This is a genomic window from Schaalia cardiffensis F0333 (assembly GCF_005886435.1).
Lineage (GTDB): Bacteria > Actinomycetota > Actinomycetes > Actinomycetales > Actinomycetaceae > Pauljensenia > Pauljensenia cardiffensis.
Genome location: NZ_CP040505.1, coordinates 2,126,093 through 2,141,981, shown reverse-complemented (window position 1 = coordinate 2,141,981; position 15,889 = coordinate 2,126,093). Strand labels below are relative to the sequence as shown.

Annotated in this window: 10 protein-coding genes; 3 read left to right on the top strand and 7 right to left on the bottom strand. The window is 60.8% G+C overall.

Annotated features, from left to right (window positions below):
* Positions 1-182: 182 nt before the first annotated feature.
* The 7 genes from FFA61_RS08775 to FFA61_RS08745 all read right to left on the bottom strand — a co-directional run bounded on the left by FFA61_RS08775 (position 183) and on the right by FFA61_RS08745 (position 8,942).
* Entirely contained in the window at positions 183-905 is a 723-nt protein-coding gene (locus FFA61_RS08775; protein WP_005962808.1) for a phosphatase PAP2 family protein, read from the bottom strand.
* Positions 902-1,477: a YchJ family protein gene (locus FFA61_RS08770; RefSeq protein WP_131247217.1), complete on the bottom strand. Its 576-nt coding sequence runs from the start codon at positions 1,475-1,477 to the stop codon at positions 902-904. The genes FFA61_RS08775 and FFA61_RS08770 overlap by 4 nt, the downstream gene beginning before the upstream one ends.
* Before the next feature lie 298 nt (positions 1,478-1,775).
* A complete protein-coding gene (trxB, locus tag FFA61_RS08765; protein WP_005962814.1) occupies positions 1,776-2,810 on the bottom strand; it encodes a thioredoxin-disulfide reductase in 1,035 nt (344 codons plus the stop codon).
* A 75-nt stretch (positions 2,811-2,885) separates the two neighbouring features.
* Positions 2,886-4,289: a hypothetical protein gene (locus FFA61_RS09645; RefSeq protein WP_005962817.1), complete on the bottom strand. Its 1,404-nt coding sequence runs from the start codon at positions 4,287-4,289 to the stop codon at positions 2,886-2,888.
* Positions 4,282-6,033, bottom strand: a complete 1,752-nt coding sequence (gene murJ, locus FFA61_RS09640; protein WP_005962820.1) for a murein biosynthesis integral membrane protein MurJ — start codon at positions 6,031-6,033, stop codon at positions 4,282-4,284. The genes FFA61_RS09645 and murJ overlap by 8 nt, the downstream gene beginning before the upstream one ends.
* Positions 6,033-8,405, bottom strand: coding sequence for a DUF6049 family protein (locus tag FFA61_RS08750; protein ID WP_005962822.1), 2,373 nt, complete (start codon positions 8,403-8,405; stop codon positions 6,033-6,035). Before FFA61_RS08750 ends, murJ begins: the two co-directional genes overlap by 1 nt.
* Positions 8,406-8,942: an NUDIX hydrolase gene (locus FFA61_RS08745; protein ID WP_005962825.1), complete on the bottom strand. Its 537-nt coding sequence runs from the start codon at positions 8,940-8,942 to the stop codon at positions 8,406-8,408.
* Positions 8,943-9,369: 427 nt separating this feature from the next.
* Between FFA61_RS08745 and FFA61_RS08740 the strand changes: the two genes are divergently transcribed.
* The 3 genes from FFA61_RS08740 to FFA61_RS08730 all read left to right on the top strand — a co-directional run bounded on the left by FFA61_RS08740 (position 9,370) and on the right by FFA61_RS08730 (position 15,683).
* Positions 9,370-10,974 (top strand): CCA tRNA nucleotidyltransferase, encoded by a 1,605-nt coding sequence (locus tag FFA61_RS08740; protein ID WP_005962828.1) that lies wholly within the window; start codon positions 9,370-9,372, stop codon positions 10,972-10,974.
* A 489-nt stretch (positions 10,975-11,463) separates the two neighbouring features.
* Complete coding sequence (gene gndA / locus FFA61_RS08735; RefSeq protein WP_040313583.1) at positions 11,464-12,927, top strand: NADP-dependent phosphogluconate dehydrogenase; 1,464 nt, start codon at positions 11,464-11,466, stop codon at positions 12,925-12,927.
* Between the two features lie 287 nt (positions 12,928-13,214).
* Positions 13,215-15,683 (top strand): transglycosylase domain-containing protein, encoded by a 2,469-nt coding sequence (locus FFA61_RS08730; RefSeq protein ID WP_005962835.1) that lies wholly within the window; start codon positions 13,215-13,217, stop codon positions 15,681-15,683.
* Positions 15,684-15,889: the final 206 nt, after the last annotated feature.

Sequence of the window (15,889 nt, the reverse complement as noted above, 5' to 3'; positions counted from 1 at the left end):
GCTGAGGTGGGGTGTGGGCTCGGTGAAAGGGCGAGGGCGGGGTGTGGGTTCGGTGAATAACCGATGGCGATGTGTGGGTGGCCTGAAAAGCTAGGGCCCGGCTGTGAGCTCCTTGCAAGATCGAGGCTGGAGTGCGGAGGTGCGGCAAGGAGGAAAGAGCATGAAATTCGCTTCTTCTCGATTCAGGTGCTGCCCAAAAGCAGTTCCGCGACGATAAGTGAGGACGCCGTCCCGACTAAGGCACCCGCGACCACATCAGAAAACCAATGCGCCCCCAAATACAAGCGCGTGAAAGCGATGAGGACGATCAGGGTGATCGCGCCCGCAATGACGAAACCTTTGATGATCCGGGCCGGGAGTCGGGGGAAGGATCCGTCCTCGTCGCTCGGAATGCGATTCGCAAGGTGGTGAAGCATGAGGAGCACCCCCGCGGCGCAGGCCGCAGCAACAGCGGTCGCATGCCCGGAGGGGAAGGAATAGGAGCCCTCCACGACGAGGCGCTCGGGAAAAGCGGGGCGGATGCTTTCAATGAACTCCTTGATGAGCGCAGTGATCGCCGAGGAGCACACCATTGCCGCTGGAATGATGAGTCCTTCACGCCAGGAGCCGCTGAACACACGAATCACACCACCTAAGACGATCGTCCACGAGACCGCCACCACTGGCGCGAACACATTCGTCACAACCAGCATCACCTGGGTCAGTGCAGGAGTGCGCATGGCGATCAGCGCATCGAGGATGCTCCGGTCGAGATGGGCGACTTGGGGAAGTCGAACGACAAGACCGAACAGGGGGACGCTCGCCAGCATGAGGATTCCCCAGAGGAAAAAGCGGGGAGTGCTTGTGCTCGCCGGGACAGCGAAGGCCTCCGCAGAGTTCGGGCACTGCTCGTCGGTGCCCTTCATCGGATATCTCCATCGAGGTAGACCCATCGGCCCGCGCGGCGAAGGAAGCGCGAGCGCTCGCGCATCGACTCCACAGCGAAGGAGGCAGAAACACCATCGAACCGAGACTGAGTATCTGAAGGCGAAGAGCCCTTTGCCGAAGCCGAGGAGTCGGATTCGGCGGGCGAAAAGGCAGCACCGGAAGCCGAGGATACGGCCCCGGCAACACCCTGCAAAGCCCGGGAATCCTGCGACGCCTGGGAAGAATCCGCAGATTCGGCGGGAGAGCGCCACGAGGCGATGAACTCGACAATCCCCTCTGAATCCTCCTCGCCGCCCCCATCGACATTCACGATCTGCAAGCCGAGCCACTCAATCTTCGGATCACAAAAGGGCGGAGTCGGCCTCGTCTTCGGATGCCAGGAGCGCAACAGGTGATTCTCGTCGCCAAGCACATACGCCGAATACCGCGACCTCATGAGGGCGAGGGCACTCGGCGCCGCCTCACCTGCGAGGATCGGAGCACAGCACCTTCCGAAGGACGCGCCCGAGCAGCAGGGGCAAGGATCGCGCGGCGAAGGGAGAGTCGTCATGCGTGCCAGGGTATCGCGCCGCTACGAAAGCGGCGGATCCCAGCTCATGACCAGTAATCCTCACAACCATTCGTCTGCACAACTACTCGTGCACAACTACTCGTCTTCGCAAGCAATGGCCGTTAACCCTCGTCTTCACAAGCAATGGCCGTTTGCTCTTGCCCTCGCTCTCGCCTTCGCCCGGAGCCACCGCCCTTCAAAGAATGCGGCGAGATGCAGCGCGACGCTTCGCGGGCACCTCCAAGGCACCCAAGAGGTCAAAGCCCTGAAGCCGACTCCCCGGTGGAGCCGAAAGAACTCAGTCGTTCAAAGCCGCTAGCCAGCGCTCCGCATCAAGAGCGGCGCGGCAGCCGGAACCTGCCGCCGTGATCGCCTGACGGTAGCTGTGATCAACAGCGTCACCGCAGGCGAAGACGCCTTCAACGCTCGTGCGGGTCGAAGGCTCCTCAACCGTGATGTACCCGGCCTCGTCCAGGGCCACATCCTCGGCGAGAAAACCCGTGCGCGGCAGGTGGCCGATCGCGACGAACACGCCATCAACGCCGATCTCGCGCATCGACTCATCCACAGTCGACCGCAAACGCAGGCCCCTCACGGCCTCGTCGCCGAGAACCTCATCGACAACCGCGTTCCACTCAAACTCGATCTTCGGGTTCGCCATCGCACGATCCGCCATCGACTTCGAAGCGCGCAGCGCATCACGGCGGTGCACGACAATGACCTTCGAGGCGAAATTCGTCAGGAAGCTCGCCTCCTCCATCGCCGAGTCGCCTCCGCCGATCACCGCGAGAACCTTGTCCTTGAAGAAGAAGCCATCGCAGGTCGCGCAATAGGAGACACCACGCCCAGAGAGACGATCCTCGCCCTCAACGTTCATATGACGGTACTCGGAGCCGGTCGCGAGGATCACGGAGCGCGCATACAGGAGCTCATCATCAAGGGCGAGGACCTTCACGTCCCCCGAAAGGTTCACGGCGGTGACGTCCTCGTAGCGGATTTCAGCACCGAATTTTTCCGCCTGCTCTCGCATCTTGTCCATGAGTTCGGGCCCCTGAACACCTTCGGGGAAGCCCGGGAAGTTCTCCACTTCGGTCGTGTTCATGAGGGCACCGCCGGCGCTGATAGCACCCGCGAGGACAAGCGGATTCAAGCCCGCACGCGCCGTGTAGATCGCCGCCGTATAGCCTGCGGGGCCAGAGCCCACGATGATGACATCGTGGACCTTCGCGCCCTCGGGGAGCTCGGAGGAGGGACGAGGGGCGGGAAGCGAGGCCTCTTCAGAGGGCTCAACGACGGGGGCGGTGACAAGACCGGGAACGAGATTGAAGGACATATCAATCCCTTTCTCCGCCTGAAGGCGGACTACCTGAGGGGCGGGGACCTGAGAAAAAGTGCCTGCCTGCAGGGACTATTGGACGGACAGTTCAGAGACCCACGCCCACTCGTTCCCGTCGACCGAGGTCGGCATGGACCTGAAGGACAATGCGAGCATCGAGGTTTCAACGGGCTGGGGGAGCTTGATCTCCGTTGAAGGAGACAACGCTGAAGTCGTGAGTTGTGTTCCGTTCCGAGGATTCGAAGGGTCAGTGACATTGCGCACGACAAGTTGTCCGCCCGAAGTCGAAGGATCCATCTCAAGGGTCACGGATGAGACTGTCGCAGTGCGTTCAAGCTTCACAACAAGAGTCACAGCAGATTCGTCAAGGAACTGATTGTTCTCGAACCAGCGCGAATGCCAGGAGGTCGAGGAGTCGCCGTCAATCATCGCGACGGCCTGCTCGGGGTGATCCCCCTGATCATCCGACCAGGACAGGACCGAAACGGAGCTGATCTTCGGAGCGAGTCCCTCTGCAGAATGGCCATCTTCCTCCGAGCCGTCCCCAGCGCCATGAGCCGCTGATTGAGCATCGGCGAGCGACTGTGCGAAATCAATACTGTTCACAGGTTTGAAGGCTGTGGTGAAGGACCAGAACGCGGCAAGGATGGTGAGAACAGCGGCAAAAATGAGGGTCGGTTTTGTCGGGTCGATTAAATGCCCCTGCCCGGGAATCTTCGAAGAGCCACCCGACGCACCTGCGATGGTCGGGATGGCGCTCGTCTCTTCGAGGGCACCGGAAATCAGCGTGGGGGTCGTGTTGTGGCGTTTCGAGGACTGCCCCTTCGAGGGATCCTTGCTGCCAGATTCTGTCTCGAAGACCATGGGCTCCTCGAACTTCTCTTCTTGGACGGGCTCTTGCGCAATCGGAGCTGGGATACCAGTGCCCTTCGTTGTGGCGCCGCTGGAAGCGTTTTCCTCGTCTCCTCCGGCAGGGGCGCTGGCGGGGTGGGGAGGGGCAGTGGTGGGATGGGCAGGGGCAGTGTCGGGATGGGAGAGCGGGTCTCCATCTGCGGCAACAGCCTGCGAGTTCGCTCCTTGAATCTCAGCTCCCCCATCCTCGGGGGCGGGCGGCATCGGGGGAAGCGAGGAGTCGGGGGGAGGTGGAGGCAGGGGAAGATCCTCAGCAGGCTTGTCCAGTTGCGAGGAGCGAAGCGAGTCCTTCGCCGACACGATCTTCTCGCGCATCTTTGATGTCCAAGCAGAAGCGCTGGAGACCACTGTCGAGGCCCACGCCTCCTTCTTTGACGCAGGAGAAGCAGCCTCCTCAATCCCCTCGTGCACAGGAGAAGAAGACTCCTTCACTTCATCTTCTAAAGAGTGGAGGACCTGTTCAAAGCTCGGCAGGGGTTCTTCAGGGCAGGAGCCTTCCCCTGCGCTGTGCATCGCGTCCTCGTCCATGAATCCCCCAATGTCGTTGCGGTGGTCGTCAGCCATTATCCTCGACCTTCCTCGGACTCGTCTGAAGCGGCGCGGCGAGGAGGATGCGCACCCCGTTGGGAACCTTGAAGCGGGCGAGCAATGGGGCGATCGTGCGAGCCGACTCACCTGGGGCGATGAAGCGAAGCGCGATCAGATATCCGAAGGAGGCGATCAGGGTCACGAGAAGCATCTTCCCGGTCGCAATGCTGATGCGCGCCGAGGTCGATTCCACGATCGTGTGAACGCCCACAGCCCACAAGGCCCCAAACGCAAGCAAACCTGCGATAAGAGCGGAAGCGAAGAAGGAGGAGTACGAGCGCAGCAGTGACGCCTTGTCGACGAATGCGTTGCGCTTCGACACCCAAGCCACGGCGATGACACCCTGCACGAGGCGGCATGCAGTTTCACCGAGGGCGGCGCCGACAACCCACCAGGTGGCGCCCGTCATGAAATACATGCCCCAGCCGACGATCACCTGAATGATCGTCGGACCGATGCCCATGAGGAACACAGGTTTCACATCCTCGTAGGCGAAGAAGACTCTCTGGCTCATGAGGACCATGCCCGTAGAGGCAACGCCCGGCATGAGTGCCGCAAGGATCCACGCATACCCGGCGATGATCTCCTGATTCGAATAGGAGGGCAAAACCATTTGCGTCATCGGAACCGAACCCGCGATAAGGATCGCGGCGGCCAGCAGAGTCAGCGAGGTGATCGTGCGGACGCCCATCGTGTACTGTGCGGCAACACCCCGATCATCGCCATCGGCCACGGCCTCGGCCATTCGGGTGAATATCGCGGTCGTGAGGGACACGGTGATGAGCGACTGGGGGAGCATGAAGATCATGAAAGCCGTCGCGTAGGCGCTGATCCCCGCGAATACTCCGTCATGGGTTTTCGCATAGGCATCCGCGAGGGCCGCCAGGTTATTCGTCGATAAGACACCGACCTGGCTGACCCCAAGAGTCGCGAAAGTCCATCCAGCGACCTTCGAGGTGGAGCCGAAGCGAGTGCCGCGGAAGTGGAAGTCCGGCGTGAAACGGATTCCCGCGCGTTTCATCGGCACGAGAAGGATCAGCGCCTGCGCGATCACGCCGAGAGTCGCCGAACCTCCCAAAAGCCAGAACTGTGCGGAGGTGAAGTCCGCGACCTCAATACGGTCCTCCGAACTGCCCCAGATCGCAAGGAAAGCGCCCAGGCCCGCAATCCCGACAAGGTTATTGACGACCGGCGCCCACATGTACGGGCCGAAGACGCGGCGAGCGTTGAGCAGCTCACCGAGCAGGTTGTACAAGCCGTAGAAAAACAACTGCGGCAGGCACAAAAGCGCGAAAAGGATCGCGAGGGTGCGGATCTCCGAGTCATAGCCCGCGGCCGTGATGACGACGAGAAGAGGCGCGGCGACCATCGACAGGATCGTCACAATGAAAAGCAGGGTCCCCGCGAGAGTGAGGAGACGGTTCACATAGGTTTCACCATCGTGCTTGCGCTTCAAGGCGCCCACGATCTGGGGGACGAGGACGGCATCGAAAACACCGGAGGCGAGGAGATTGAACACCGTGTTCGGCAAAGTGTTCGCCGTCTGGAACGCGGCTGACACGCCACCTCCGGCAGCGCCGATCGCGGCGAGCAGCATGATCGAACGGACGAACCCGAGGATGCGCGACACCATCGTGCCGGAAGCCATGATCGCACTGGCACGCAGAATCGACGAGCGCTTCGCAGAGGGGCTTCGCTCGGGGGCCGTTTCAGAGGTCATCAGCTTCCCATCTGCTGGTCGATTGTGTTGGAGTCCCCGTCGGGGGTGGAGTCGGCTTCCAGGGGATCATGCTCTTCGGTAGCTTGAGGCGAGCCCGGGCTCGCAGTACTCTCCTCGTTTCTCTTGTCGAGACGTTGACGAAGTGTTCTCACAAGGCCAAAGATGAAGAGGAGGGCGAAAGCTGCCGCTGCGCTGATCGTGATCGCATCCTCCCAGCCTGCGCGCAAACGCACGAGGACCTTCCGTGAATCCTCAAGGACCGAACCATCGGGAGTCGTAATCCGATACGTCACTTCCACATCGCCTGAACCGATAGCTTCAACGGGAACAGTGACGGTCGAGACTGCGCCTGCGAGGAGCGTCACTTCAGAGGAGTGGGCGATCCTCAGTCGCGCATCGGAGGGCAGGAGAGTCACCTTCACGGTGACATCCAAAGGCAGATCATTACGGACCCGCACGGGAAAATCCGCGGACTTGTTGATGAGGTTCACGGCCCCCGCTGGTTCTGTGGCCACACGTGAACGCAAACCCGAGACTCTCGCAGAGAACTGGGAGGCTGCGGTGAGCTGCTCGTCGGGTGAGAATCGTGCTGAGATGACTGGGAGGATCTCACCCTCGATCTCCGCAAGAGCTTCCTTCGGGTCGCTCGTCGCATTCGCGAAAGAATACGCCGAGATGAGGGCGTCGCTCAGAGTGGAAACGGCTGTAGCTCCCTCCCAGGACAGTGCACCCGGCTCAACGATCATGCGTTCCACGTCGGTCGGCTCAGACTCCGCGATATCTGAAAAGCTGATTCCCGTTACCCACGGCGAGTCGAAAAGAGCACGGACCCTGACCGCAAGATCCGCGTTCGGAGCGGTGGAACGATCGGAGGTGAGGAACACGGTTCGCGAAGAAGACGGACGATCATGGGCGATGATCGCGGTGATCGCCTGGAGGGCCTGTTCGGCATCAAGCTCATCGGCAGTGTTCGTCGTTTGCCAATCGAGGATCTGCGAGAGTGAAACGTTTGGGATGAGGACCCTCGCGCTCTGCTCACTCGCCCCTCTCATGGAGATTTCCCCTGTGGTCGTGTCCACTTCTGCGAGGGCAAGTGAGGTGAAGTCCAAGTCCTCATCGGGTTCGAGTCGCCCGAGTGGTGCGATGCTCACCCCATTCTTCGCGGCTTCGAGTTGCCAGGTCCCGAAGGTGTAGGCAGAGGGCCAGGCGACATGACGAATGATTGAAGCCGGAGCCGCGTCCTCGTCCTCGGTGTCCTGCGAATCCTGTGAAGGAGAAGCGGGGGGCATCTGCTTGTCGTTGTGCACTCCGTTGCCCTGGCCGTTTGCGTTGACGTTGCCTCCTTGTGATTCGCTGGAATCAGAGGAAGAGGAGGATTGCGCCCCGGACTGAGAGCTTTGCGAGCCTTCGGGGGAGGCCTCGTCATCGGAGTTCTTGGCCGAAAGTTTGCGCAGCTCCGCGATAGATGCGGGGAAGCTTTCAATCGATTCTGTCAAGCGCGTGCTCAACTCTGAATTCCCCGCCAGAGTGACAGTTCCCGGGTCGGCGTCCCCCCTCGGCAGGGCAACGATCTCACGACCGGGGGTGAGAAGGGAGCGGAGGAAAGCCTCATCGGTTTTCACCTTCTCACGAGTCTTCTGCTCAGTTATCTCCTCATCCTTTTGAGGAAGGGAGGGTAGGAGCGCAGCATCCATCGCGAGAGTCGCCCCCGGGATTGAGGCGATGGCAAGCGCTGCGCGGCGTTCCTCCTCCTCTCCCTCAGTGTTGACCGAAGTCCAAGGAATAAGAGCGCTGAGGCGCGAGGGAGCGAAATCAGCCCCGGAGTCCCAAAGTGCGATCGTTGCATCCCGGCCCGAAGCGCCATCTGAGAAGACCTCAACGGTGAGGGCCCGCGGACCCCACGCGGATTCGTCGTCGAAAGGCAAGTTCTCAGCGGAAATACGTAGCTCGAAACGATGAGAAGCGTCCGCCTCAAGGTTCATTTCAAGATTCGTCGCACTGATCGTCGACCCGATCTGCGCATCCACATCGAGTTCCTCTTCGAGATCCATCACGGACGAGGGGGGTGTCGTCGACATGGATACGAGGATCGCGGGAGTTGTGAGGGTGCGTCCTGAAGTGTTCCTCAAGGCACCCGAGATGACCAGGTCCTCATTGTTTTTCATCACCCTCGGCGAGAGTGAATTGATCGACACTTCAATGCCATGAGATGAGGAGGCTTTCGCAAAAAGTGAGGGGCGTGATTGGGGATCCGAAACCCCTGGCAGGGACACCTCTTCATCGGCGAGGGCGGGCGCTGGAGCGAACACGCTGATGATAAGCAGGCTCATGGAGATCAGCACTGTGATGAGAGCAGGACGAGCGCGCCGCATTTACAGTCCCCGATACAAAAGGTCGAGGGCGATCGCCACGATTCGCCTCTCATTGGGGTATGCGAGTCGATGGGAGCTGTCCTTCAAAGGAATCCAGGCGGCTTCCTCGGCCTCGTGATCCGGGTCGTGCTCAACGGTGATGAGACCGGATTCGTAGCCCATCAGATAGTGGTGGACAACCTTGTGGACGCGGTGGTCTGCTCCGGAGAACCAGTAGTCGATGCTCGCGAGGTGACGGATGATCCTTCCATGAATACCGGTCTCTTCGGCGACCTCGCGCAGGGCGGCCTGCTCGGGAGTTTCACCTGCTTCGAGGTGGCCTTTTGGCAAGCACCATTCAATCCGGCCTGCGCGGTTGCGCCGGGCGATCAAGGCGGCGTAGGGGATCCCGTCAACGACATCGACGACGATGCCTCCTGCTGAAGTCTCGGAAGAAACGGGAAGGTGAGGCGAATGAGAGTGGGATGCGTGCGAAGAGGGACGACGACGCGGGGGGCTGGGAACCCCCTGTCGAAAGTTCGTCGGTCTGGCAGGCATGAGTCCACTCTAGTCGGCGAGAGGCAGGGAGGCGCTTTGCCCACGCCAAGTCGGATTCGCCACGCCCGTTCGGAGCATTCCGTCACCTCAGCACGCTGTTCCTGCGCCGAGTCGGATTCGCCACGCCCCTGTGGGATGCTTCGATCAGGGAGGCGCAGATGAGATGACGCTTCGAGTGTGTCCTCGGGTGCCTGTCTCCTCAGGCGCCCCTCGCCCTCGTTCCTCATACTCTCGCTTCGACCGGCGCCGGATGCTCCCGCTTCGACTGGCGCCAGCCTGGGCGTTGAGCTGCCCTCCCGCCCTCGTTCCCGACACTCCCACTTAGGGGCAATTGAGAAATTCGTGTACGGGCAGTGGGTGACTTCATGCTCCATTCGCCCTCGAGCTCGTGGCCTGCGGGCATCAGGTCATGGCATCCTGAGAGGCGATGAGCCCGAAAAACCACGTTCCCCTCGACTCCGATATTCCAACACTGCTGGCGAATGCGCAGCGAACCTTTGGCGCATTGCCGGAGGAGATCCTCGACCTCGGCCGCGTTTTCGAGGCCGCAGGCGAAGAGATCGCCCTAGTCGGAGGTCCCGTTCGCGATGCCTTCCTCGGTGTTACGCCGAACGATTTCGACCTGACGACTTCAGCAAAGCCTGAACGCACCGAGGAGCTCCTGGCGCAGTGGGGTGCGGCAGTATGGGACATCGGCAAAGAGTTCGGCACGATCGGCGGGCGAAAGAAAGACCTGGTCGTCGAGGTGACGACCTACCGCAGTGACTCCTACGAGGTCGGCTCGCGCAAGCCCGAGGTCGTTTTCGGAGACACCCTTGAAGGGGACCTCACGCGCCGCGATTTCACGGTGAACGCCATGGCCATGCGCTTGCCGGGGATGGTCCTAGTGGATCCGCATCATGGTCTTGAGGACTTGGCTAAGGCTCGTCTGCGCACCCCCGTCACCGCCGAGCAGTCCTTCGATGATGACCCCTTGCGCATCATGAGGGCTGCACGTTTCACGGCTCAGCTCGGCATTGATGTCGACCTCGATGTCATGGAGGCGATGGAGGTGATGGCCCCGCGACTGCAGATCGTGTCAGCGGAGCGGATACGCACCGAATTGGAGCGTCTCATCGTCTCGCCCTACCCGCGTCGCGGCCTCGAACTCATGGTCCACACTGGTGTGTGTCAGATCGTTCTTCCCGAATTGTCTGAACTGGTGTCCACAGTCGATGAGCACAGGCGCCATAAGGATGTGTACGAGCACACGCTCACCGTCCTCGAGCAGGCCATGGATCTTGAGACAGACGAGGATGGGCCCGTCCCCGCACCCGACTTCATTTTGCGTTTCGCGGCGATCATGCATGATGTGGGCAAACCGATGACCCGGCGCTTCGAGCCGAACGGGACGGTGTCCTTCCATCATCATGAGATCGTCGGTGCGAAACTCACGCGCAAGCGCATGAAGGCCCTCAAGTTCGATAAGGCCACGACTGAGGCCGTGTCGACTCTTGTCGCCCTGCATTTGCGTTTCCATGGGTATGGGGAATCCGCGTGGACGGATTCAGCGGTGCGTCGTTATGTCGCTGACGCCGGTGAGCTCCTCGAACGTCTCCACCGCCTCACTCGCGCCGATTGCACGACCCGCAACCGACGTAAGGCGAATATGCTCTCCGCCGCTTACGACGACCTCGAATCCCGGATCGCGACCCTGCGCGAGCAAGAGGAGCTGGATGCGATCCGACCTGATCTTGACGGTCAGGAAGTCATGGAGATCCTGGGCCTTCGTCCCTCACGCGCGGTGAAGATGGCGCTTGAGTTCCTCATGGGCATGCGTATGGAGAAGGGGCCGATGGGGAAGGAAGCGGCCCGTGAGGCTCTCCTCGAGTGGTGGTCTTCGGAGGAGGTACGAGAGATTGCTCGCGAGTACGAGGAGCAGCAGGCGCACTGGGAGGCGATGGTCGCCCAGAAGCGCCAGAAGAAGGCTGCGGCGAAGGCGAAGCGCGCGGCTCAGGCTCCTGAACATGTGAAAAACGGCGCCCAAGACTGAAACTCACAGTGTAGAACTTGCAGTGATATTTGCAGTCTGAGGGAAAAACTTTCACTGATGTGTGAAATCGGAAGGGAAAGACTTTCAGTCTTGCAGTGTCAGTGAGAGTCTGCCTCCACGAGGACCAGTGCACCCCGGGATAATGAGGACTACCGCACCTCGGGATAATGAGGACAAGCGCACCTTTGCACACTCACGATTCTTGCTCCCGCCACTTCTCGGGCCACGGGCCAGGCGATGGGCCTGATCCCACTTTTGCGCTCCCGCCACATCTTGAGTCGGGGTGGTCCAGGTGATGAAGGCTTACCCCATCTTCGTGTTCTCACCGACTCTTGGGCCGTGGGGGATGTGGCGGGGGAGAATCAGGGGGCGTCGGCGAGCGAAGACCACGGAAGATACAGGCGCGCGGACAACAAGGCCCAGGCTGTGCTGCACGAGGGCGACCTCGGCCGTAGGGTGGTGACAAGCCGAAACCGAGGAGCAACACGCATGAGCGCATTCACCCCACAAGCAGCCTCAGCTGATATCGGAGTCTTCGGACTGGGAGTGATGGGAGCAAACCTCGCCCGCAATCTCGCTCGCAACGGCTACGCGACCGCGATCTTCAACAGAACTCCCGCGCGAACCGAAAAGCTCATGGCCGCGCACGGCGACGGCTCAGAAGGCATCTTCGTCCCTGCGAGCGAACTCGACGACTTCGTCGCCTCCCTTTCCCGCCCGCGCGTCGCGATCATCATGGTGAAGGCCGGCCCGGACACGGACATCGTCATGGAGCAGCTCGCCTTGCGCATGGAAGAAGGTGACATCATCGTCGACTGCGGCAACTCCCTCTTCTCCGACACGATCCGACGCGAGCGTCGCGCCCGCGAACTCGGCCTCCACTTCGTGGGCGCAGGAGTCTCCGGAGGTGAAGAAGGTGCCCTATGGGGACCCTCGATCATGCCCGGAGGCACGATCGAGTCCTACACGCGCCTGGGCCCCATGTTCGAAAAGATCAGCGCCCACTACGAGGGCGAACCCTGTTGCGCCCACGTCGGAGCCGACGGCGCAGGTCATTTCGTGAAAATGGTCCACAACGGCATCGAATACGCCGACATGCAGGTCATCGCCGAAGCCTATGACCTTCTTCGCAAGGGACTGGGCCTGAGCCCCGCGCAAATCGCCGAGGTGTTCTCAACATGGAACGAGGGCGAACTCGACTCCTATCTCATTGAAATCACCGCCGAGGTCCTGCGTCAAAAAGACTCTCATAGCGGCTGCGCCCTCGTTGATGTCATCGTCGACCAGGCCTCCCAGAAGGGCACAGGCAAGTGGACGGTACAAACGGCACTGGATCTGGCCGTGCCCGTGACGGGAATCGGGGAGGCAACATTCGCGCGCGGAGCATCTTGCGCCACTCCTCAGCGCGAGGCTGCTCGCGGTCTTGACGCCGCAGCACTCCCACTGACGATCAGTGAGCCCGATACTTTCATCGACGACGTGCGCCGCGCCTTGTTCGCCTCGAAACTCGTGGCCTATTCGCAAGGATTCGACGAGATCACCGCTGGAGCCCAGGTTCATGAGTGGAACATCGACAAGGCCGCGATCGCACGGATCTGGAGAGCAGGATGCATCATCCGGGCGGGATTCCTCGACGACATCGCCTCCGCCTACGAGGCGGATCCTGAACTCCCCCTCCTACTCGCCGCCCCTCCTTTCGCACAGCGCTTCGAGCAGTGCCTGCCCTCCTTGCGTCGGATCGTCGCGCTCGCGGCCACATCCGGAGTGCCGATCCCCGTGTTTGCATCCTCCCTGTCGTACTTCGATCAGATTCGCGCCGAGCGTCTTCCGGCCGCGCTCATTCAAGGGCAGCGCGACTTCTTCGGCGCGCACACCTACCAGCGCATCGACAAGCCGGGAACCTTCCACACCCTGTGGGCTGAAGAAGGTCGTCCCGAGGAGCAATGGGACTGATCCCGAGGAAGAGGCTCCAGAGCGGGGCTGGGCCAGTGAGTGTGGATTCTGATGCTCCGCACGGTCACAAGCAGGGGGAGATGTCCAGGTCCCTCAGTGCGAGCCAACACGCCCCGCTGACAATGCTTCCTTCCTTCAAGGCCAGACGATCCCGATTACGAGTGTGGGCGAGCTTTTATTCATCTGCTGTGAATAACGATTCGTAACGTTGGAACTGTCACGAAATCGGCAGATTCACGGCTTCTGGCCCTACGCTGGAGTGCAGACCCAGCTGAAAGGTTGAATTTGTGGCGAGAAACGATGGGAAGAAGAACTGGGACGAGATCATGGGATCGGATCCTTCGAGGTCTCTCCCGCCTAAACCCTCCAATGTCCGGCGCTCAATCATCAATGGGGGCCAGGCAGCCCATTCAAGTGCTCTACCCGACGGCGCCCCCGAGTTGAGTCTTCCTCCTCTGCCCCCCGAATCATTCGGTGCATCCCGGGGAAGCGCCTCAGCATCTGCGAGCTCAGCGAAGGCTGCGGGCAGAACAGCGAAGAAGGCCCCGACCTCGGCGAAGAAAAAGAGAGGTCTGGGCAAGAAGATCGGCCTCGGTTTCGTCTTCACTTTTCTCGTCGGCTTGATCTCAGCCCTGGCGGCATTCCTCTACATGTACACGAGCTTGGCCGTTCCGGCGGCCTCGGACTTGGCGCTCGAGCAGAAATCAACGCTGTACTACTCCGACGGCTCGACTGAGATGGGCTCACTCGGTGACATCAACCGAGAGATCATCGACCCCTCGACCCTGCCCGACTACGTCGGCAAGGCGGTTGTCGCATCGGAGGACCGCACTTTCTACAAGAACTCCGGCGTCGACTTCAAAGGTATTTTCCGTGCACTTTTCACCAACGTGGTGACGGGATCGCGTCAGGGCGGCTCCACCCTCACCCAACAGTACGTCGAACGATATTACGTCGGTGAAACCACCTCTTCTTACAGGGGAAAAGCTGAAGAAGCGGTCCTCGCGATCAAAATCAACCGCGAACAGTCCAAGGATGAGATCCTCGGCAATTATCTCAACACAATCTACTTCGGTCGCGGCTCCTACGGCATTGAAGCCGCTTCTCAGGCATACTTCGGACACCCGGCCAGCGAACTGAGCCTCAGCGAAGCCGCGATGCTCTCAGGAATCATCCCCGCGCCCTCGGCCTGGGATCCGGCTGAGGATCCGGACAAGGCGAAAGACAGGTGGGCGCGCGTCCTCAACCTCATGGTCGAGGACGGGTGGATCAGCCAGTCGGAAGCGGATGCTGCAACTTTCCCCGAGACGATTGATCCTCTTCAGGTGGAGAGTGAGACTTTCGCCGGTCCGAACGGTTACCTCATCGAGCAAGCCCGTTCGGAACTCATCGCCTCCGGAGCTATCGACGAGACTCAGATCGCCAATGGTGGCCTGAAGATCGTCACGACGATTGACCGGGCGAAGCAGGATGCGGCAGTGGCGGCCGCTGAAAGCATGAAACAGGTCGAGGGCTGGAACCCCGCCACCATGCATGTGGCATTGTCTTCAATCGACCCGAATACGGGGGAGATCGTCGCCGAATACGCGGGTTCGGATTACTTGGAGCGCCAGCAAAACGCCGTGACTCAGGACATCGCGATGGCGGGCTCGACTTTCAAGCCTTTCGCTCTGCTCGCGAATGCGCGTGCCGGCGGCTCAGTTAATGACACCTATTCGGGGCGTTCCCCTCAACGTTTCGACGGATTGTCGGAGCTTGTAGAGAATGACGGCGGATACTCCTTCGGGAATGTCGACCTCATCAAGGCGACGAGCTACTCGATCAACACCTCCTATGTCGCCTTGAACAAAGACATTGGACCAGCAGCGACCATGCAGGCGGCGATTGACGCGGGAATCCCGGAGGAGACCCTCGGCCTCGATCGAACTCTCCTCAACGTTCTCGGATACGCTTCGCCCCACAATATTGACCTCGCGACCGCCTATTCGACGATCGCGAACGGCGGTGAACGCGTCAACGCGCACATTATCCGCTCGGTAACCGGTCCAAGAGGCAACGTCATCTACACGGCTCCCACGGACAAAAATCGAGTGTTCTCCGTCGAGGAGGTCTCTTCGATCATGCCTGCCCTTGAGGCGGTGACGAAGGGGGATGGCACCGCATCATCGGTTTCGCAGGACCTTCGGGGCTTCACAACGGCAGGCAAGACCGGTACCGCACAAGAGCAGCGCGCCGCTCAATTCGTGGCTTTTGTCCCCGGCCTCGTGTCCGCCGTGTCGATGTACGGGTCCGACGAGGACGGGAACTCCGCCCCTCTGCCGAACATCGGGGGACTCGACCAATTCCACGGCGGCGACTGGCCGGTTGATGTGTGGACCCAGTACATGCAGACAGCTGTTGAGGGAATGCCTACTGGTGGTTTCGACTGGTATGTGAAGACGAACAGGAATTCGAAGTCTCGTAACGATTCCCAAGATGATGCGCAATCAGCAGGCTCCGCAGGAGAATCTTCTGGGCAGCGCTCCTCAGAGCAGGGCTCCGATTCCGGCAGGCCGCAGGAAGGCCAACAGCCTTCACAAGGTTCGAATCAGGGGTCTCAAAACCCCGGTCAGAACGACCCGAATAACCCAGGTGGTAACCCTGAGCCTGGACATGAGGAGCACGGCGGGCATGACGGGCACGACGATGGCGCGGATAACCCTGGGCACAATGAGGGTGGTGGAAACGGCGGCGGAGGCGCAGCAGTCGAACCCTAGGGTGTGCACCGGGCAGACCTGAGGCTTGTGTGCCTACGAGCCTCAGGAGCTGCTGGGCTCGGTTGATGCTGAGGGCCGGTTGAGGAGCCTTCTGTTCACGAGAACCCGGAGCTGTTGCGCTGTGCGGTCTGCACGTGTGTGCTCTTGAGCCTTGTGATGAGGAGGTTGTCGTTTGGTTTCAGTCGGTGTTTCGCCCAGGCTCCTGG